Here is a 19,165-nt window from a genome sequence, read left to right as displayed (position 1 = left end):
GATGCGTTTTCGCCCGGCTTTGGCGTGACAGGCCGGGCCGGCTTGGGTAGACTGGGCCAAAGACGGCCCGGTCAGCGGGCGAGTGACGAGAGCAGATCACCCCATGGCATCGCGCAGGACCCCGACGGCGAAGGGCAGTCTCGGCAATCGCTGGGCTGTTTCGCGTGCGTTGCGGGCGCGACCGGCCAGCGGGTTTGTCTCGCAGCCTGAACCGCGCTCGATCGGGCTTTACGCCAAGGGCCGGCAGATGATTGCCGGAAACGTGTTGTTCGGCGGGCAATTGGTGGAATTGCAGGGCCGAAGCCTGTGGGACATTGCGCAGCCCGATCCGGGGCAGGCCGATGATGTGCATGGCTTTGTCTGGCTGGACGATTTGGCTGCGGCGGGGGACGGGCAGGCGCGGGTGCGGGCGCAGGGCTGGCTTTGGGAATGGATCGAGCGGTTTGGCGTCGGGCGTGGCCCCGGATGGTCGCCCGACCTGACCGGGCGACGGCTGATCCGCTGGATCAACCATGCGCTGTTTCTTCTGATGGGGCGCGACAAGGCGCAATCGGATGCCTATTACGCGCAGGTCACGGCGCAGACGGTGTTCCTGTCATGGCGCTGGAAACAGGCCGCACCGGGTTTGCCGCGGTTTGAGGCGCTGGTGGGGCTGGTGATTGCCGGGCTGGCGCTGACGGGCATGGAAAAGCTGGTGACGCCGGCGGTCGCAGCACTGGCCGCCGAATGCGGGCGCGAGGTGGATCGGCAGGGCGGTATTCCGACGCGCAATCCCGAAGACCTGCTGGAGGTCTTCACGCTGCTGACCTGGGCCGAGAAGGCGCTGGCCGAAGCGGGGCGCATCGCGCCCGAGCCGCTGGTCGGTGCAATCGAGCGGATTGCCCCGACCTTGCGGGCGCTGCGGCATTCGGATGGCGGCCTGGCCCGGTTCCACTCCGGCGGGCGCGGCATGGAAGGGCGGCTGGAGCAGGCCCTGGCCGCAGCCGGGGTGAAGCCCGCGGCGACGGGTGGGCAAGGGCTGGCCATGGGCTTTGCCCGGTTGCAGGGCGGGCGTACCAGCGTGATCGTCGATGCCGCCGCGCCGCCCGAAGGGCGGGCAGGGACGTCGGCGCATGCCTCGACCCTGGCCTTTGAACTGACCTCGGGGCGGCGGCCCCTGATCGTCTCTTGCGGCTCGGGCGTGCCGTTCGGGCCGGAGTGGCGGCTGGCCGGTCGGGCGACGCCCAGCCACTCGACGCTGGCCTTGGAGGGGTTCTCCTCGTCGCGGTTCAAGCCGGGATCCGAATTGCTGTCGGACCGGGCCGAGGTGCATCACCTGCGGCTGGGCGCGGGCGAGGGTGGGCCGTTCTTTTCAGCCAGCCATGATGGCTGGGCCAAGACCCACGGTCTGTCACACCTGCGGACGCTGACCTTGTCGTCGGATGGTCGCCGACTGGTCGGGCAGGACAATCTGATTGCCGTCACACCGGCCCAGCACGCGCGATTCGAGCGACTGATGACCGAGGGTCGCCTGTCGGGCGTGGGCTTTGCCCTGCGCTTTCACCTGCACCCCGATGCCGATGCGACTTTGGACATGGGCGGCACCGCGGTTTCGATTGCCCTGAAAAGCGGCGAGATCTGGGTGTTCCGGCACAATTCGGCGGCAATCCTGGCGCTGGAACCCTCTGTCTATCTGCAAAAGGGCCGGTTGAAGCCCCGCCCGGCGCGCCAGATCGTGCTTTCGGGCCGTGCGATGGCGTTTGAAACCCCTCTGGGCTGGACCTTGGCGAAGGCACAGGATACTCCGCTGGCCATCCGCGATCTGGACCTTGGGGAAATGCCTGTGCCCCTTTGAGGTTCCCCCAAGAGGTGAGGCTGCCATGACCCATCCCGTCGCCACCGATCATGTCTATGTCGGACGCGCATTGATTTCCGTTTCCGACAAGACCGGGCTTCTGGACCTTGCCCGTGCGCTGTCGGCCCTTGGGGTGGAGCTGGTCTCGACCGGGGGGACCTCCAGCATGCTGCGCACGGCCGGGCTTGCCGTGCGCGATGTCTCCGAGATCACCGGTTTCCCAGAGATGATGGATGGCCGCGTGAAAACCCTGCACCCGAATGTGCATGGCGGGCTGCTGGCGCTGCGTGATGATGACGAACACCTTCTGGCGATGGCCGCGCATGGCATCGACCCGATCGACCTGTTGATCGTCAACCTTTACCCGTTCGAGGAAACTGTTGCGAAAGGCGCCGATCACGCCACCTGCATCGAGAACATCGACATCGGCGGGCCGGCGATGATCCGGGCCGCGGCGAAGAACCACCGCTTTGTTACTGTGGTGACGGATCCCTGCGACTATACCCAGCTTCTTGACCAGTTGAAGGCCAATGACGGGGCAACGACGCTTGTGTTCCGGCAAAAGCTGGCGCTGACTGCCTATTCCCGCACGGCCGCCTATGACACCGCGGTCTCCACCTGGCTTGCCGGGGAGCTGCAGGAAACCGCGCCGCGCTATCGCTCCTTCGCGGGCAAGCTGGCCCAGCCCCTGCGCTATGGCGAGAACCCGCATCAGGGGGCGGCCTTCTACACCGACGGCTCGCGCCGCGAGGGCGTTTCGACCGCGAAGCAGTGGCAGGGCAAGGAACTTTCGTACAACAACATCAACGACACCGACGCCGCCTTTGAACTGGTGGCCGAATTTGCGGGCCAAGGCCCGGCCTGCGCGATCATCAAACACGCCAACCCCTGTGGCGTCGGCAAGGGCGCAAGCCTGCTTGAGGCCTACAAGCGCGCCTATCACTGCGACCAGACCTCGGCCTTTGGCGGGATCGTGGCGCTGAACCAGCCGCTCGACGCGGCGACTGCCGAGGAGATTGTGAAGATCTTCACCGAGGTCGTCATCGCCCCCGGCGCCAGCGACGAGGCCAAGGCGATCTTTGCCGCCAAGAAGAACCTGCGGCTGCTGACGACCGCCGGGCTGCCCGATGCGAAAAAGGGTGGGCTGGCCTTCCGGCAGGTGGCAGGCGGCTTTCTGGTGCAGGATGGTGATGTCGACAGCATCACTGCCGCCGACCTGAAGGTGGTGACAAAGCGCGCGCCGTCCGAGGCCGAATTGGCCGACCTTCTGTTCGCGTGGAAGGTTGCCAAGCATGTCAAGTCGAACGCCATCGTCTATGTCAAGGACGGTGCGACGGTCGGCGTCGGGGCCGGCCAGATGAGCCGCGTGGATTCGACCCGGATTGCCGCGCGCAAGGCGCAGGATATGGCCGAGGTGCTGGGGCTGGCGCAATCGCCCACCATCGGTTCGGTCGTGGCCTCGGATGCCTTCTTCCCCTTCCCCGACGGGCTGCTGACGGCGGCCGAGGCCGGGGCCACCGCGCTGATCCAACCCGGCGGCAGCATGAACGACGCCGCCGTGATCGAGGCGGCCGACAAGGCGGGCCTTGCCATGGTCTTCACCGGCCAGCGGCATTTCCGGCACTGAGTCGTCATGCGCGCTCTTGCCGTTTCAGCGTTCGTGTCCCTGGTGGCCGATCAGGCCTCCAAGCTGCTGATGATCCACGCGCTGGATCTGCCGGAGCGGGGCGAGATCGACGTGATCGACCCGCTGCTGAATTTTCGCTGGGCGGAGAACCGGGGTGTCAACTTCGGGCTCCTGTCGGGCGATTCCGAAGTGACGCGCTGGCTTTTGGTCGTGCTGGCGGTGGTGATATCGGGCTGGGTGATCCGCTGGGCTAGGAAAGACCGCTTTGGCCGCTGGGGTCTGATCGCCGCCGGGCTTTTGGTCGGCGGCGCGATGGGCAATGTGATCGACCGGCTGGCTTACGGTTATGTTGCCGATTTCCTGAACATGTCCTGCTGCGGCATCGAAAACCCTTATGCCTTTAACATCGCCGACATCGCCATCTTTGCCGGGGCCATTGGCCTTGTTCTCTTCACCGGGAAAGGCCAAGGTGGCAAGGCGGCGCGCAAGCGCTGACAAGACCCCGTGACGAGGGCAGGGCTTTGCGCTAGAAGGGCCAAAGTCCCGAAGGGGAAAAAGGAGGCAGGCATGACGGCAGCACGTTTGGTACTCGCAATTGCGGGCGCTTCGCTGCTGGTGCTGGCGGGTTGCGGCGGCTGGCGCGACAAGCCCCCGCATCTGATGAACCTGCGGTCGTCCACCAATGGCCCGGATGAGTTTTCCATCGTTCCGCCCAAGCCGCTGGAAATGCCCGAAGATCTGGCCGCCTTGCCCGAACCGACGCCGGGCGGCGAAAACCTCACCGATCCGCGGCCCAAGGACGACGCCGTGCTGGCGCTGGGCGGCACCCCGCGCACGGCCAGCGAAAGCGTCCCGGCCGCAGATGGGGCGCTTCTGTCCCATGCCGCCCGCAACGGCATTGCGGCCGACATCCGCCCGACGCTCGCGGCGGAGGATGTCGATCATCGGCGCAAGAACAATGGCCGGTTGCTGGAGCGGCTGTTCGGCACCAACGTCTATTTCCGCGCCTATCGCAAGCAGGCGCTGGACCAGCAGCTGGAGCTGGAGCGCTGGCGCGCAGCGGGCGCAGGTACGCCATCGGCCCCGCCGCGCCAGTTGGGCGAACGCTAAGGCCTTCTTGCCCATCACATTTCCGCAAGCGGGCTTTCATGGCTCGCCGCCACGGCCTAGGTTAATCCGTGGCTTGCCTATGCCGGAGGTTTCCGATGCGCCCTTCCCTTGTTGCCCTCGCACTGGGTCTGGCCTGTGCCGGACCGGCCCGCGCTGCCGAAGAGGTCTCGACCTTCACCTTGAAAAACGGGCTGGAACTGGTGGTGATCGAAGATCACCGCGCCCCGGTGGTGACGCAGATGGTCTGGTATCGCATCGGGGCCGCCGACGAGGCGCCTGGCCATTCCGGCATCGCGCACTTCTTCGAACACCTGATGTTCCAGGGCACCGATGATCTGGCGCCGGGCGAGTTTTCCGCCACGGTCGAGGCGCAGGGCGGCAATGACAATGCCTTCACCAGTTGGGATTATACCGCCTATTTCCAAAGGGTTGCCGCAGATCGTCTGGACCTGATGATGCAGATGGAGGCCGACCGGATGCGCGACCTGACGCTGTCCGAGCAGGACGTGGCAACCGAACGGCAGGTCATCGTCGAAGAACGCGGCCAGCGCACCGACAGCGACCCCGGCGCGCTCTTGCGCGAACAGATGGGCGCGGCGCAGTACCTGAACCACCCCTACGGCCGCCCCGTGATCGGCTGGCTGCACGAGATCACCGCGCTTTCCCGCGACGATGCGCTGGCGTTCTACAGGGCCAACTACGCGCCGAACAATGCGATTGTCGTGGTCGCCGGCGATGTGACGCCGGATGCGGCGCTGAAGCTTGCCGAAACCCATTACGGCCCGCTGGAGCCCTCGGCCAGCATCACCCCCCGCGCGCGTCCGTCAGAGCCGCCGCACCTGTCGGAGCGCCGCATCGTGCTGCAGGATGAGCGGGTCTCGGAACCCTATGTCGTCCGCAGCTACCTTGCGACCGAGCGCAACCCGGGCGACCAGCGCAAGGCCGCGGCCCTGACCCTGCTGGCCGAGCTTCTGGGCGGCAATCCCACCACCTCGGTCTTTGCCCGCGAATTGCAGTTCAATCGCGGTGTGGCGACGTGGTCGGCGGCGTTTTACGACGGCACGTCGGTCGACCCCGCTACATTCGGAGTCTATGTCATGCCGGTTCCAGATGTCGCACTGGCCGATGCCGAAGCGGCCCTGGACGCGGTGATCGACGGCTTTCTCAAGGACGGCGTGGACCCCGAGGAACTTGCCCGGATCAAGACCCAGGTCCGGGCTTCTACCATCTATGGCCGCGACAATGCCGAGGGATTGGCGAACATGTATGGGCAGGCGCTGGCCGTCGGGTTGACGGTCAAGGATGTGCAGGACTGGCCCGACATCCTGCAATCTGTCACCGAGGAAGAGATCATGGCCGCCGCGACCGAGGTTTTCGACAAGCGCCGCGCCGTCACCGGCTGGCTGCAAACCCCCGCCCCGGTGAAGGAGGCCAAGGAATGATCCTGCGCATTGCCCTTTTCCTTGTGGCGCTGGCCACCCCGCTGCGCGCCGAGATCGCCATTCAGGAAGTTACTTCGCCCGGCGGCATCAAGGCCTGGCTGGTGGAAGATCACAACATTCCCTTCATGGCACTGGAACTGCGCTTTCGCGGTGGCACTTCGTTGGACCAGCCGGGCAAACGTGGCGCGATCAACCTGATGGCCGCGACGCTGGAGGAAGGTGCGGGCGAGATGGACGCTCAGGGCTTTGCCGCGGCGCGTGACGGGCTGGCGGCGAAAATCGGCTTCGGCGCGGGGTCGGATGAGATTTCCGTCTCAGCCCAGACCCTTACCGAAAATCGCGATACCACGATGGGCCTTCTGCACCTTGCGCTGACCGCGCCGCGCTTTGATCAGGACGCGGTGGAGCGGGTGAAGGGACAGGTTCTGGCCGGGCTGCGGGCCGAGGAGCAAGATCCCTCGGCGATTGCCGCCCGGCTTGCCCGCGCCCGGGCCTATGGCGACCAACCCTATGGATCATCAGGCGACGGCACGATTGAAGGCGTCACCTCGCTGACCCGTGACGATGTGCTGGCCGCGTGGCAGGGGGCCATGGCGCAGGATCGCCTCTATGTCGCGGCAGCGGGCGATATTTCGGCGGCGGAACTGGGGCTGCTGCTTGACAAGCTGTTGTCCGACCTGCCCGCAACCGGCTGGCCGATGCCGCCGAAAGCCGCACTGGACGAAAAGCCCGGGGTTGTGGTGCAGGCCTTCCCCGGCCCGCAATCGGTGGTGCTGTTCGGCCATGGGGGAATCGGCTTTGACGACCCGGACTTCTTCGCCGCCAGCCTGTTGAATGACATCCTTGGCGGCGGGCGTTTCTCGTCCCGGCTGATGCAGGAGGTGCGCGAAAAGCGCGGGCTGACCTATGGCATCGGCACGGGGCTGGCCAGCCGCGACCTGTCGGCGGAATGGGTCGGGCAGTTTCAGGCCAGCAATGACAAGGTGGCCGAGGCGATCAAGGTCGTGCGCGACGAATGGGCCAGGATGGCGTCAGAGGGCGTGACCGAGCAGGAACTGGCCACCGCCAAGACCTATATGACCGGCGCCTACCCGCTGCGCTTTGATGGAAACGGCCCGATTGCCAGCATTCTTGTCGGCATGCAGATGCTGGGCCTGTCCTCTGACTATCCGAAAACCCGCAATGACAAGGTGAACGCCGTGACGATGCAGGACATCCGTCGCGTCGCTGCCCGGTTGCTGAAACCGGAAAATCTGTCCTTTGTCGTGGTGGGCGAACCGGCAGGCGTGGTGGCTACGGAATAGAGTCACGCCCGCTCGAATCTGTGGCCTTGCCCCACCCACCCTGCTAGGCTTGGGGGTATGACGCTGTACGCCCCCAATATATCCGGTTCTCCGCGCCCGGTGATCCGTCCCTTGGATGAGGCGGCGATCAATCGCATTGCAGCGGGCGAGGTGGTGGAGCGCCCCGCTTCTGCGGTCAAGGAACTGGTGGAAAACGCGCTGGACGCCGGCGCGCGGCGCATTGCGGTCGACTACGCGGCGGGCGGCAAGGTGTTGATCCGGGTCACGGATGACGGCTGCGGCATGACGGCCGAAGATCTGCCCTTGGCCGTCGCCCGCCATGCCACTTCGAAAATCGACGGCTCGGATCTGCTGAACATCCGCTCCTTCGGCTTTCGTGGCGAGGCCTTGGCCAGTCTTGGGGCCGTGGGGCGGCTGACCCTCACCAGCCGGGTTGAGGGCGGCGATGGCGCGCAGATCACCGTGGCCGGGGGGCGTCTGACGGGTCCGCGCCCGGCGGCGGCGCAAAAGGGCACCGTGATTGAGCTGCGCGACCTGTTCTATGCCACGCCGGCGCGGCTGAAGTTCCTGCGCTCGGATCGGGCAGAGGCGCAGGCGATTGCCGAGGTGGTGCGGCGTCTGGCGATGGCCGAACCCTCGGTCGGCTTTACCCTGTCGGAAGTGGCCGAGGGCGAAGCGCCCCGGGTGATTTTCCGCGCTGATCCGCAGTCAGGGGATTTCTTTGATGCGCTGCATGGGCGGCTGACGGGGGTCTTGGGAGCAGAGTTTACCGCCAATGCCTTGAAAATCGACATCGAACGCGACGGGTTGCACCTGACCGGCTATGCCGCGCTGCCGACCTATTCGCGCGGCTCTTCGGTGCAGCAATTCGTGTTTGTGAATGGCCGTCCGGTCTTGGATCGTATGCTTCTCGGGGCGCTGCGAGTGGCTTATTTCGACTTCCTGTCGCGCGACCGTCACCCCGCAGCCGTGCTGAACCTGATCTGCGATCCGGAGCGGGTGGATGTGAACGTGCATCCGGCGAAATCCGAGGTGCGTTTCCGCGAGCCCGAGGCCGCCCGCAGTCTGATCATCACCGGTCTGCGCACGGCGCTTTCGGGGGCAGGCCACCGCGCCTCGACCACTGTGGCCGATGCGACGCTGGCCGCCATGCGCCCGGAAATGCCCGCCTTTGCCCCGCGCGTCTATCAGATGGACCGGTCTGGTCAGAATTGGCCGTCGCAGGCCAGCTTCGCCCGCGCCGCGACATGGCAAGCGCCCGAGGTCGCGGGTGAGAGCCATGGCTTTGCCGAAATGCCGCAAGCCAGAATGGAGCCCGCCGGGCAGAACCCGCAAGTTGACGATGAGGCCTTCCCCTTGGGTGCGGCCAAGGCGCAACTGCACGGCAATTACATCGTGGCCCAAACCGCGCGCGGCATGGTGATCGTGGATCAGCACGCCGCCCATGAACGGCTGGTTTATGAACGGCTGAAGCGACAGATGGCCGAGACGGGGATCAAGGCGCAGGCGCTGTTGATCCCTGAAATAGTGGAGCTTTCCGCCACAGATGCCAGCCGCCTGCTGGAGCATGCCGAAGCACTGGCCCGGCTTGGCCTGTCCATCGAACCCTTTGGAGGCAGCGCGGTTGCGGTGCGCGAAACCCCGGCCATTCTGGGCACCGTGTCTGCCGCCGCCCTGCTGCGCGATGTGCTGGATGAACTGGCTGATCTTGGCCGCAGCGACAGCCTGCAGGCAAAGATCGAGGCGATCCTCAGCCGTATGGCCTGCCACGGCTCGGTCCGCTCGGGTCGCCAGTTGCGGCCTGATGAGATGAACGCCCTGCTGCGTGAGATGGAGGCGACGCCGCATTCCGGCCAGTGCAACCATGGCCGCCCGACCTATGTCGAGTTGCAGCTTCACGATATTGAACGATTGTTTGGTCGCAGATGATTACGCTTTTTGGCCAAAGCTATGCGTGGAACTCCCCCGAGGTATTGCTGGTCGGCGGGTTGCTTGTGCTGCTCGTCGGCCTTCTCCTCCTGACGCTGCGCAGCGCGGGGCGGTCGGCGAAATCGGCCGAGCCGTTGATGCGCGAAATGGCGTGGATGTCGCAGCGGGTGCAGTCCCTGTCCGATGGACAGGAGCGGCTCGCCGGTGGCCTGCACCATGTGTCGGAAAATCAGGCGGTCAGCCAGACCGCGATGCTGAAGGTGATGGAGCAACGTCTGGCCGAGGTCACGCGGCAGATGGGCGAAAGCCTGCAGGGTACGGCGACCCGCACGGCGCGGTCTTTGGGCGAGTTGCAGCAGCGGCTGGAAACCATCGACAAGGCGCAGGCCAATATCGAAAAGCTTTCCGGCAATGTGCTGAACTTGCAGGATATTCTGGCCAACAAACAGGCGCGCGGCGCATTTGGCGAAATTCAGTTGAACGACATCGTGCAAAAGGCCCTGCCCGCGGACGCCTATTCCATGCAGGCGACGCTGTCGAACGGCAAGCGGGCCGATTGCCTGATCCATCTGCCCAATCCACCCGGCCCCATCGTGATCGACGCGAAATTCCCGCTGGAGGCCTATGAGGCCCTGCGCCGCGCCGACAATCCGCGCGCCTTGGCTGAGGCGCAGACCCTGCTGCGTGGCGCCGTCCGCGCCCACATCAAGGCAATTGCCGAGAAGTATATTCTTGAAGGCGAAACGGCGGATGGCGCGCTGATGTTCCTGCCCTCGGAAGCCGTCTATGCCGAGTTGCACGCCAATTTCCCCGAAGTGGTGCGCGAGGGCTTTGCCGCGCGGGTCTGGATCGTGTCGCCCACCACCTGCATGGCGACGCTGAACACCATGCGCGCCGTGCTGAAAGACGCCCGGATGCGCGAACAGGCCGGGGCGATCCGCACTGCGCTGCGCCAGTTGCACCGCGATGTGGAGATCGTGGTGGAGCGGGTGGACAAGCTGAACACCCATTTCAATCAGGCGCGACAAGACCTTGACGGGATCTCCACCGCCGCCGAACGCGCGGGCAAACGGGCCGCGCGGCTGGACAATTTCGACTTCGAGGAATTGAAGCCGAGCGACCCTTCCCCCCTCCTTGGACCGCAAGCCGCCGAATGATGCGCCATCTGACCCCCGCCGATTACACCGTGATGCCTTGGGCCAATGGCAAGGGCACGACGATCGAGATGCTGAAGACCTTGGATGGTGGCCAGCTGAAATGGCGGCTTTCCCGCGCCTCGGTGGTGGAGAACGGCGATTTCTCGATCTTTCCGGGGGTGGAACGGAACCTGACTGTGCTGACCGGGCCGGGGTTTGATCTGGTGGGGCAGGGGCTGCATCTGCCCGCGCGTCCGTTGGTGCCGGTCGCCTTTGCCGGCGATCTGCCGATCCGCGCCGAAGGCGTCAGCGCCCCGTCGGATGATTTCAACGTGATGACGGACCGTGCCTTGCCACGCCCGGAAGTGGCTGTTGTCACCGGCGCGGCGCAGGTTCCGGCGGGCGGGTTGCTGGCGGTCTATGCCCTTGCACCAAGCAGGGTGAATGGCCGTGACATGGCGGCGCAAGACCTGCTTCTGACCGACGATGCCCTGAGCATTGCCGGTCAGGTGATTGTCGTCCGTCTTCTGGATTAACCCAAGACCTCGTCCTGATGTTCCCCGAGTTTCGGCGCAGGACGATCCAGCGCCAGATCGGCCCCCGAGAAGGTCATCGGACTGCGCACGCCGGGCAGGCCGCCGGGGGTGATCTTCATGCCCCGCGCCTGCACCTGCGGGTCGTCGAAGACCTCGGCCAGATTGTTGATCGGCCCGGCAGGAACGCCCTGATCCTCGCAGGCTTGCAGAAGGTCGGCCTTGGCCCAGCGTTTCGTCGCCTCGGTGATCCGGTCGGTCATTTCGGTCCGGTTGGCGATGCGGTCGGCGTTGGTCAGGTATTCGGGCGCTTGGGCCATATCGTCCAGCCCCAGAATGGCGCACAACCGCTGGTATTGCGCATCATTGCCCGTGGCGAGGATGATCCAGCCATCGGCGCAATCAAAGACCGCATAGGGGGCAAGGTTGGGGTGGGCGTTGCCCATCATGGCCGGGGCCTTGCCCGAGACGAGGAAATTCATCGCCTGATTGGCCATGATCGAGGTGGCCACGTCCAGCAAAGCCATGTCGATGTGCTGGCCTTCGCCTGTGCGCCCGCGCTGCACCAGCGCCGCCAGAATGGCTGTCGCGCCATAGATGCCGGTGAACACATCGGTCACCGCGACGCCCACCTTTTGCGGCTGGCCGCCCTTTTCGCCGGTGACACTCATCAGCCCGGCCATGCCCTGGATGATGAAGTCATAACCCGCGCGGTGGGCATAAGGCCCGGTCTGGCCAAAGCCGGTGATCGAGCAATAGATCAGCCGGGGGTTCACCTTCTTCAGGCTTTCATAGTCCAGCCCGTATTTCGTCAGCCCGCCGACCTTGAAATTCTCGATCAGCACATCGGCGTCGGCAACCAGACGGCGCACGGTTTCCTGCCCCTCGGGCGTGCGGAAATCGCAGGTGATGCCACGCTTGCCGCGGTTGGTGGCGTGGAAATAGGCTGCCGATTTCTCGCCGTCGCGGTCAATGAAGGGGGGGCCCCAGCGGCGGGTGTCGTCACCCTCCGGCGCCTCCACCTTGATTACGTCAGCCCCCAGATCGGCAAGGGTCTGACCGGCCCAGGGACCGGCCAGAATACGGGCGAGTTCGACAACCTTGATGCCGGCAAGCGGAGTATTCATCTTATTTGGCCAGCTCTTCGTCGAGGATCGCCTTCAGGTCGGCATAGGTCATGTTCGAATGCTTGACCCCGTTGATCATCAGGGTAGGCGTGCCTTCGACGCCATCGGCGGTCATGTTGGCTTCGGAGCGGTCGATCATGGCCTGCGCGGTGTTGGCGTCCTTCATGCAGACATCCATCGCCGCATCGTCCATCCCGGCGGTGCGGCCGATCTTCTTCAGGTTTTCGAAGATGACGGCCGGGTCATCCGAGGCGGGCCATTCCTGCTGGGTTTCGAACAGGATGTCGGAGATCCCGAAATAGCGCATGTCACCACCGCAGCGGGCGATCATCGCGGCCCAAAGGCCGGGGCGGTCGAAATAGACCTCGCGGTAGGTGAACTGCACCTTGCCGGTGTCTATGTAATCGGTCTTCAGCGACTTGAACACGGTCTCGTGGAAGTTCGCGCAATGCGGGCAGGTGAAAGACGCATATTCGATGATCTGCACCTTGGCATCCGGAGCGCCGATGGAGAAATCCTTCAGCTCGGTGACTGCCGCCGGGGCGGCCTCCTGCGCCGAGGCATAGCCGCCGAGGCCAAAGGCCAGCGTCAGGGCCATAAGGCCGGAGGCAAGGGTGGTTTTCATGGTCATGCGCCTTCCTTTGGATTGCGGCGGGTTAAGATGTTTTGCGCCATGGATTCAAGCGCGGCCCGAAGCGCGGGGTCCTGCACCGGGGCGGCGGTTTCGGCGGCCTTGGCTACGATGGCCGGATCGGGCCTTGGCACGGCTTTCGGGGCCGGGGCGAATTCGGCCTGTCCTTCGGCAAAGCCGGAGGCGGCGGTCTGGGTCAGCAGGATGCGTGAAATCGCGGCATAGCCGTAGATGGCGTTTACCCGTTCGCGCAGGCGTTCCTTCTGCATCTCGACCATGGGGGCCATGGCACCCGTGGTCAGCAGCGTCAGCGTCGCGCCCATGCCTTCACGCCCGTAACCCACCTTCACCGGCCGGGTGACGCGGGCAAGGTCTTCGCCTGCGACTTCGGCCCAATGGGTCAACAGCCGCGCCACCGCAAAGCCCCGCGCTTCCCCGGCGGCACGGATCTGCTGCTTCAACAGCCCACCGGTGGGTTCAAAGCCGCGCTCGCGGCGGGTGGGAGGAGGGGTCGGTGTGCGGGCCATCTGGTCCTATCCGGAATTGGCGCTATTCTACGGCGGCGGGGTGGAAAGGGAAGCGTATTGCGTGGCTCTGGCCGCCGGGAGGATCCTCCCCCCACCCCCCCGTGGGCCATTTGTGGACCAGATGAAAGGCAATTTTTCTCAACTGGATATGAGTTTTCAGTCGGGGGGCAGAAGTGGGATGGCAGGGATAAATCTTGCGTGAGATCGACTGTGAAGTGGCAGGGGCGCGGCTGTTGCGCTGGTATGACGCCCACGCGCGGGCGATGCCTTGGCGCGTCGGGCCGGCAGATCGGGCGGTGGGGGTGCGGCCCGATCCCTATCACGTCTGGCTTTCGGAAGTGATGTTGCAGCAGACCACGGTTGCAGCGGTGCGCGACTATTTCCGGCGGTTCCTGGCGCGCTGGCCGCGGGTGGAGGATCTGGCGGCGGCAGAGGATGCCGCGGTGATGGGGGAATGGGCCGGGCTTGGCTATTACGCCCGGGCGCGGAATTTGCTGGCCTGTGCGCGGGCGGTGGTGCGCGACCATGGCGGGCAGTTTCCCAAGACGGTGGAAGGCTTGCGTGCCTTGCCGGGCGTGGGGCCCTACACGGCGGCGGCGGTGGCCTCGATCGCCTTTGATGCGCCTGCGGTGGTGGTGGACGGCAATGTGGAGCGGGTTTGCGCGCGGCTCTTTGCCGTGCAGACGCCGCTGCCCGCGGCCAAGCCAGAGCTGGTGCGGCTGGCCGGGCTTCTGACGCCAGACCTTCGCCCGGGCGATCATGCGCAGGCGATGATGGATCTCGGCGCAACGATCTGCACGCCGCGCAATCCGACGTGCGGCATTTGCCCGTTGCTTGGGCTTTGTGCGGGTCAGGCGGCAGGGGCTGCGGCGGAGCTGCCGCGCAAGCTTGCCAAACCGGTCAAGCCGGTGCGGCAGGGGGTGGTCTGGGTCTTGCAGCGGCCCGACGGCGCAGTGCTGGTCGAGCGCCGGCCGGAGCGCGGGCTCTTGGGGGGGATGCTGGGGTTTCCCGGCGACGCCTGGGATGGCGGTGGCGGCCCGGCCCCGGTGTCGGCCAATTGGACGGACGCGGGTGAGGTGCGGCACACCTTCACGCATTTTCATCTGCAGTTGCGGGTGATGGTGGCAACCGGCGCGGGTAACCCCGAGCGGGGTGGGTTCATGGCCGACTTCCGCCCTGACGATCTTCCGACCGTGATGCGCAAGGCCTGGGATGCTGCGACCCTGCGCGCGGTTGAGTGATGGCAAATCCCCACCTAGACTTGTGGCGAAGGGGAGTTTCATGATGTCCAAGACCTTGCGTGCCGCCTTGCCGTTCTGGCTGTCGCTCGGGCTGGTGCCCCTGGCCGTGATCGGTGTCACGGTTGGCGGCTGGTCGGTGGTGCTGATGCCGCTGTACGCCTGGGCGCTGGTCACGGTGCTGGATCTGCTGCTGGGGCTGAACGAGGAAAACCCCGACACGACGACCGACGAGCGTGAGCTGTTCTGGTATCGGCTGGTCACGCTGGTCTGGTTTCCGGTGCAGGCGGCGATCATCTATGGCGCGATCTGGTGGGTGGTGCGGGCCGACATGGGCTGGATCGAGGTCATCGCGCTGATGTTCGGGGTCGGGGTGGCTTCAGGCACCATCGGCATCGTCTATGCCCACGAGCTTCTGCATCAGGGTCATCGCGGCGAGCGGTGGCTGGGCGATCTTCTGCTGGCTACGGTGCTGTACAGCCATTTCCGCACCGAACATCTTCTGGTGCATCACATCCATGTCGGCACTCCGCGCGATGCGGTGTCCGCGCCCTATAACGAAGGATTTCATCGCTTCTTCCTGCGGGTGCTGTTCGCCTGTCCGCGCTCGGCGTGGCAGGCCGAAGCGGAGCGGCTGGCGAAGGTGGGTCGTCCGGTCTGGCACAGCTCGAACCCGTTCTGGCGCTATGCGGGGCTGCAGGTCTTGGCGTTGCTGGCCGCATGGCTGGTTGGCGGGGCCCAGGGCCTTGGGCTGTTTCTGATGCAGGCTTTCTTTGCCGTCTGGCAGTTGGAGCTGACCAATTACGTCGAGCATTACGGGCTGGTGCGGCAAAAGCTGCCGAGTGGCAAATACGAACCCGTTCGCCCGCATCACAGCTGGAACGCGCCGCAAAGGGCGTCGAACTGGTTGCTCATCAATTTGCAGCGCCACTCGGACCACCACTACAAACCCGACCGCCGCTTTCCCCTGTTACAGACCTATCCGGAAACCGAGGCGCCGATGCTGCCGTTCGGCTATCCGGCGATGACGACGCTGGCGATGTTTCCGCCCCTGTGGCGGCGGAGGATGAACCCGCGGGTCCGGGCGTGGCGCAAGCAGTTCTACCCCGGCGTGACGGATTGGGCGAAGGCGGGGAAGGCCGACTGAGACGCATCTAGGTTCGCCTGACGTTCACACTTCCTTGTTGGGTGGGTTTTCAACCCACCTGATCGGATCAAACTCAAGACGGAAATGCCAAAAGGCCCCGGCATGAGTTGATCATGCCGGGGCTAGTTGTGCCGCAGGCGGACTGCGGCACAGGCGTAAACCATATGGTCGGGGGAAGGGCGGGATGGGCGATGTTGCCCATCCGCCGGATCAGTTCGGGCGGCGCTCGTCGGCTTCCATCTCGGCGCGGATCTGCTGGCGCAGAAGGTCGATCGGCACCATCTTGCCGTCGCGCTTGTAGTGCCAGTAGGTCCAGCCGTTGCAGGAGGGCGCGCCTTCCAGCGCGGCGCCGACCTGATGGATGCTGCCCTTCACGTCATTGCCGATCAGCGTGCCATCGGCGCGGACCTTGGCCTTGAAGCGGTTGCCGATGGAGAACAACTCCTCGCCGGGGCGCAGCATGCCGCGTTCCACCACCTGCCCGAAGGGCACGCGCGGCTCGGCCCGCTTCGATCCGGTGATCTCCAGCGCCGAGGCGTCGAACTTGCGCACCCGGTCGATGCGGGCCTGGGCGGCCTTGCGGTAGCTTTCCTCGCGCTCGATCCCGATGAAATCGCGGCCCAGCATCTTGGCCACCGCGCCTGTGGTGCCGGTGCCGAAGAACGGGTCCAGCACCACGTCACCGGGGTTGGTGGTGGCCAGAATCACCCGGTGCAGCAGGCTTTCCGGCTTTTGCGTCGGATGCGCCTTGTCGCCGTGTTCGTCCTTCAGCCGCTCATGCCCGGTGCAGATCGGCAGCACCCAGTCCGAGCGCATCTGCACCCCGTCGTTGAGCTCCTTCAGCGCTTCATAGTTGAAGGTGTATTTGGCGTTTTCATCGCGCGAGGCCCAGATCAGGGTTTCATGCGCATTGGTCAGCCGCTTGCCGCGGAAGTTCGGCATCGGGTTCGACTTGCGCCAGACCACGTCATTCAAGAGCCAGTAGCCCTGATCCTGCAAGGCGGTGCCAAGGCGAAAGACGTTGTGATAGCTGCCGATCACCCAGATCGCGCCGTTCGGCTTCAGCAGGCGCTTGGCGGCGGCCAGCCAGTTATGGGTGAACCGGTCATAGGCGGCGAAGCTGGAAAACTGGTCCCAGTGGTCATCCACCGCGTCGACGCGGGAATTGTCGGGGCGATGCAATTCGCCCTTCAGCTGCAGGTTATAGGGGGGGTCCGCAAAAATCAGGTCAACCGACCCGGCGGGCAGGCTGTTCATCACGTCAACACAGTCACCGGGAACGATCTGGTTCAACGGCAGGGGAGAGCCCTGCTCGGTCTTCATTTTCGTCGCCATCTTTGCCTCATCTACCCCGGCATCTTGTGTGCCGTGGGTTGCCATCAAGATGAGTCAGGACCGATTCGCCGTCAAATTCTTTTTTGAATCAATCACTTACAGAAATGTCTTGATACAAGATATTGTGGACGGGCCGGAACGAACGTCTATGCCAAGGGGTGACACCAAGATTTAGGAGCGCCTCAAGATGCGCTTTTGTCGGGTAGCCGGCATTGGCTTCCCAGCCATAGCCGGGGTGCTGTTGCGCCAAATCCACCATGATGCGGTCGCGCGTCACCTTGGCGACGATCGAGGCGGCGGCGATGGATAATGATTTGGCGTCGCCCTTGACGATCGCTTCGGCGCGGCCTTTCAGTCCGGCGGGAATCAGGTTGCCGTCGATCAGGGCATGTGCCGGGGTGATGGGTAGCCCTGCCACCGCGCGCTCCATCGCCAGATGGCTGGCGCGCAGGATGTTCAGGCTGTCGATCTCCTCGACCGTGGCATGGGCGATGCAAACCTGCGCCGAGGCCATGATCTCGCCGAACAGCCGTTCGCGCTTCGCCGGTGTCAGCGCCTTGCTGTCGCCCAGACCCGGCGGAATCCGCGCCGGATCAAGGATCACGGCGGCGGCGGTGACAGGGCCGGCCAAGGGGCCGCGCCCGACCTCATCGACCCCGCACACCCGGGCAAGGCCGCGGCCAAGCGCGGCGGATTCAAAACTGAAATCGGGGGGTATGCGGGCCATGGCACTGGCCTAGCGCGGATGGCGGCAAAGAAAAAGGGGGCAGAGGCTGCTCACCCCTCTGCCCCCGACAGCGCCGGGCGGGATCGTCCCGGCGCCTATTCGGCGACGCAGGCCGCGACGGCATCAACGGGTTTGGCGCAGACGTTGCGATGGGCTTCGACCGGCAGGACTGTGGCAAGGATCAGCGTCACGGCTACGGCAAAGCCGGTAAAACCCGCCATCATCCGCGCCAGCGGGCTTTCGGACTTCAGGCCGAGTGCGGTTTCCGCGAGAGTGGGGGAATGGATCGTCTTTGCCATGGGTGTCTCCTGCTTTGGGCCCGTTCCGGGATTGCGTCTCATGGGCAAACCCTGAGGGCGGCGGGCAAGGCCACGCAATAACGCCGCGCTGCTAGGCGATAACAATGCCATAAACCCGATTGGATATTGAATAGCCCGCCGGCCATGCGCAGGATGGCCCCAGACCTTTCAGGAGTGCGTTCCCATGCGCCACCTACCCCTTGCCCTGAGCTTGATGCTGGCCTTTGCCCTGCCGGCGCAGGCCGAATGTTATGCCGATTACAAGGCCAAGCAGGACGCGCCCTTGCGGCTGCATTACGGCGTGGCGCAGGTGGCAGAGTGCAACAAGGCCGCCGCCAAGGCCGAACTTGCCGACCGTCTTGCCGCCGCCGGCTGGACGTTGTTGAATGTGCTGAGTGTCTTTGGCCCCGAGGGGCTGGAGGAAAGGAAACCGAGTGCAGCCGAATACTTCCTCCGCTTCTGACAGTTTGCGCGCGGGCAACCGCGTGGTGGCTTTCGGTATCGCGGCGATCGTCCTGATCCTGCTGGGTGCGGCGGTGTTCCTGTTCCTGAACCTGCCCGACGCCAACGCCTTCAACGCGCGGGTGGAGCGGCTGTTCGTCGAAAGCGACCTGAAATCGGGGGCCGAGATCAAGCTGCTGGAGATTCTCGCCCAGTCTGGCACCTCGTTTTCCGAAGTGCTGACCAGCTATCGCTCGGTGATCTTCGTGCTGCTGGTCTTTGCCACCGCGCTGTTGATTGCGTCGCTGGTGTTTCTTGTCACCATCGTCGCGCTGAACCGCCGTATTTCGGCCATCCAGCGCTCGGGCATTCAGGTGGCCACCATGCTCATCTCGCGTGAGGCGAGGGCGGTCTATATCAACGACATGGAGTTCGCGCTGACCGAAGCCGCGCTGGAAACGCTGGCCGTGCTGGCCGAGGCGCGCATGGATGACGAGGTGCTGACCGGCGCGCAGATTGAAGCGGTGATCTCGGGGCGGAGCGAGGCCGATTGCGACGAAGCGGCCGGCGCGACGCGGGTAAAGCGGCTGCGCGATGCGCTGGGCAATCAGCTGGTGAGTGAACTGCTGGTCAAGACCATTGCGCGCCGCGGCTATGTGCTGGCAGTGGGCAAGGACGCGCTGAAAATGATTTGACGTAAGGGAAGGTACGGGCGTTGCCGGAAGAAAAGCTGCACGCGCCATTGACCTTTTCTGAAAAGCCATGATCTTTCCGCCCA

The 19,165-nt window shown here is 65.0% G+C and carries 19 protein-coding genes; 13 read left to right on the top strand and 6 right to left on the bottom strand.

Annotation, left to right across the window (positions count from 1 at the left end; all coding sequences use genetic code 11):
- Positions 1 to 103 precede the first annotated feature (103 nt).
- From G4Z14_RS07725 to G4Z14_RS07685, 9 genes are all read left to right on the top strand, one after another.
- The gene (locus G4Z14_RS07725) at positions 104 to 1,834 is read left to right on the top strand and encodes a heparinase II/III family protein (protein WP_164624381.1); all 1,731 of its coding nucleotides are present in this window, start codon (positions 104 to 106) and stop codon (positions 1,832 to 1,834) included.
- Between the two features lie 25 nt (positions 1,835 to 1,859).
- Entirely contained in the window at positions 1,860 to 3,461 is a 1,602-nt protein-coding gene (gene purH, locus G4Z14_RS07720) for a bifunctional phosphoribosylaminoimidazolecarboxamide formyltransferase/IMP cyclohydrolase (RefSeq protein WP_164624377.1), read from the top strand.
- Between the two features lie 6 nt (positions 3,462 to 3,467).
- Positions 3,468 to 3,956, top strand: a complete 489-nt coding sequence (lspA, locus tag G4Z14_RS07715) for a signal peptidase II (protein WP_164624374.1) — start codon at positions 3,468 to 3,470, stop codon at positions 3,954 to 3,956.
- Between the two features lie 72 nt (positions 3,957 to 4,028).
- Positions 4,029 to 4,571 (top strand): DUF3035 domain-containing protein, encoded by a 543-nt coding sequence (locus tag G4Z14_RS07710; RefSeq protein ID WP_164624371.1) that lies wholly within the window; start codon positions 4,029 to 4,031, stop codon positions 4,569 to 4,571.
- Between the two features lie 95 nt (positions 4,572 to 4,666).
- Positions 4,667 to 6,013 carry a M16 family metallopeptidase gene (locus G4Z14_RS07705; RefSeq protein WP_164624368.1) on the top strand — a complete coding sequence of 449 codons (1,347 nt, stop codon included), beginning with the start codon at positions 4,667 to 4,669 and terminating at the stop codon, positions 6,011 to 6,013.
- Positions 6,010 to 7,317 (top strand): M16 family metallopeptidase, encoded by a 1,308-nt coding sequence (locus tag G4Z14_RS07700; RefSeq protein ID WP_164624366.1) that lies wholly within the window; start codon positions 6,010 to 6,012, stop codon positions 7,315 to 7,317. Before G4Z14_RS07705 ends, G4Z14_RS07700 begins: the two co-directional genes overlap by 4 nt.
- Before the next feature lie 57 nt (positions 7,318 to 7,374).
- Positions 7,375 to 9,246 (top strand): DNA mismatch repair endonuclease MutL, encoded by a 1,872-nt coding sequence (gene mutL / locus G4Z14_RS07695; protein ID WP_164624363.1) that lies wholly within the window; start codon positions 7,375 to 7,377, stop codon positions 9,244 to 9,246.
- Positions 9,243 to 10,403, top strand: coding sequence for a DNA recombination protein RmuC (locus G4Z14_RS07690; RefSeq protein ID WP_164624361.1), 1,161 nt, complete (start codon positions 9,243 to 9,245; stop codon positions 10,401 to 10,403). Before mutL ends, G4Z14_RS07690 begins: the two co-directional genes overlap by 4 nt.
- On the top strand, positions 10,403 to 10,918 hold the full coding sequence (locus G4Z14_RS07685; RefSeq protein ID WP_164624358.1) for a HutD/Ves family protein: 516 nt from the start codon (positions 10,403 to 10,405) through the stop codon (positions 10,916 to 10,918). The genes G4Z14_RS07690 and G4Z14_RS07685 overlap by 1 nt, the downstream gene beginning before the upstream one ends.
- Here G4Z14_RS07685 and G4Z14_RS07680 read toward each other — a convergent pair.
- The 3 genes from G4Z14_RS07680 to G4Z14_RS07670 are packed head-to-tail and all read right to left on the bottom strand — an operon-like array spanning position 10,915 to position 13,200.
- The gene (locus G4Z14_RS07680) at positions 10,915 to 12,042 is read right to left on the bottom strand and encodes a CaiB/BaiF CoA transferase family protein (protein ID WP_164624356.1); all 1,128 of its coding nucleotides are present in this window, start codon (positions 12,040 to 12,042) and stop codon (positions 10,915 to 10,917) included. The genes G4Z14_RS07685 and G4Z14_RS07680 overlap by 4 nt on opposite strands.
- Before the next feature lies 1 nt (position 12,043).
- Complete coding sequence (locus tag G4Z14_RS07675; RefSeq protein WP_407703816.1) at positions 12,044 to 12,640, bottom strand: DsbA family protein; 597 nt, start codon at positions 12,638 to 12,640, stop codon at positions 12,044 to 12,046.
- Positions 12,641 to 12,669: 29 nt separating this feature from the next.
- Positions 12,670 to 13,200, bottom strand: coding sequence for a DUF721 domain-containing protein (locus tag G4Z14_RS07670; protein ID WP_164624350.1), 531 nt, complete (start codon positions 13,198 to 13,200; stop codon positions 12,670 to 12,672).
- A 194-nt stretch (positions 13,201 to 13,394) separates the two neighbouring features.
- Between G4Z14_RS07670 and mutY the strand changes: the two genes are divergently transcribed.
- Complete coding sequence (mutY, locus tag G4Z14_RS07665) at positions 13,395 to 14,441, top strand: A/G-specific adenine glycosylase (protein WP_164624347.1); 1,047 nt, start codon at positions 13,395 to 13,397, stop codon at positions 14,439 to 14,441.
- A 40-nt stretch (positions 14,442 to 14,481) separates the two neighbouring features.
- Positions 14,482 to 15,585: an alkane 1-monooxygenase gene (locus G4Z14_RS07660; protein WP_164624344.1), complete on the top strand. Its 1,104-nt coding sequence runs from the start codon at positions 14,482 to 14,484 to the stop codon at positions 15,583 to 15,585.
- A 210-nt stretch (positions 15,586 to 15,795) separates the two neighbouring features.
- Here the strand turns inward: G4Z14_RS07660 and G4Z14_RS07655 are convergent, their stop codons facing one another.
- The 3 genes from G4Z14_RS07655 to G4Z14_RS07645 all read right to left on the bottom strand — a co-directional run bounded on the left by G4Z14_RS07655 (position 15,796) and on the right by G4Z14_RS07645 (position 17,946).
- Positions 15,796 to 16,920 carry a site-specific DNA-methyltransferase gene (locus G4Z14_RS07655; protein ID WP_164624342.1) on the bottom strand — a complete coding sequence of 375 codons (1,125 nt, stop codon included), beginning with the start codon at positions 16,918 to 16,920 and terminating at the stop codon, positions 15,796 to 15,798.
- A gap of 88 nt (positions 16,921 to 17,008) precedes the next feature.
- Positions 17,009 to 17,647: a ribonuclease HII gene (locus G4Z14_RS07650; protein ID WP_164624339.1), complete on the bottom strand. Its 639-nt coding sequence runs from the start codon at positions 17,645 to 17,647 to the stop codon at positions 17,009 to 17,011.
- A gap of 95 nt (positions 17,648 to 17,742) precedes the next feature.
- Positions 17,743 to 17,946 carry a hypothetical protein gene (locus G4Z14_RS07645; protein WP_164624337.1) on the bottom strand — a complete coding sequence of 68 codons (204 nt, stop codon included), beginning with the start codon at positions 17,944 to 17,946 and terminating at the stop codon, positions 17,743 to 17,745.
- A 184-nt stretch (positions 17,947 to 18,130) separates the two neighbouring features.
- Here G4Z14_RS07645 and G4Z14_RS07640 point away from each other — a divergent pair, with 184 nt between their 5' ends.
- Positions 18,131 to 18,409: a hypothetical protein gene (locus G4Z14_RS07640; RefSeq protein ID WP_164624335.1), complete on the top strand. Its 279-nt coding sequence runs from the start codon at positions 18,131 to 18,133 to the stop codon at positions 18,407 to 18,409.
- Positions 18,381 to 19,082: a winged helix-turn-helix domain-containing protein gene (locus G4Z14_RS07635; protein ID WP_321573015.1), complete on the top strand. Its 702-nt coding sequence runs from the start codon at positions 18,381 to 18,383 to the stop codon at positions 19,080 to 19,082. The genes G4Z14_RS07640 and G4Z14_RS07635 overlap by 29 nt, the downstream gene beginning before the upstream one ends.
- The last annotated feature ends 83 nt before the right edge of the window (positions 19,083 to 19,165 follow it).

Origin of the sequence: Tabrizicola oligotrophica, assembly GCF_011008935.1 — a bacterium.
Taxonomy (GTDB): domain Bacteria; phylum Pseudomonadota; class Alphaproteobacteria; order Rhodobacterales; family Rhodobacteraceae; genus Tabrizicola_A; species Tabrizicola_A oligotrophica.
This window is presented reverse-complemented; position numbering and strand designations above follow the sequence as displayed.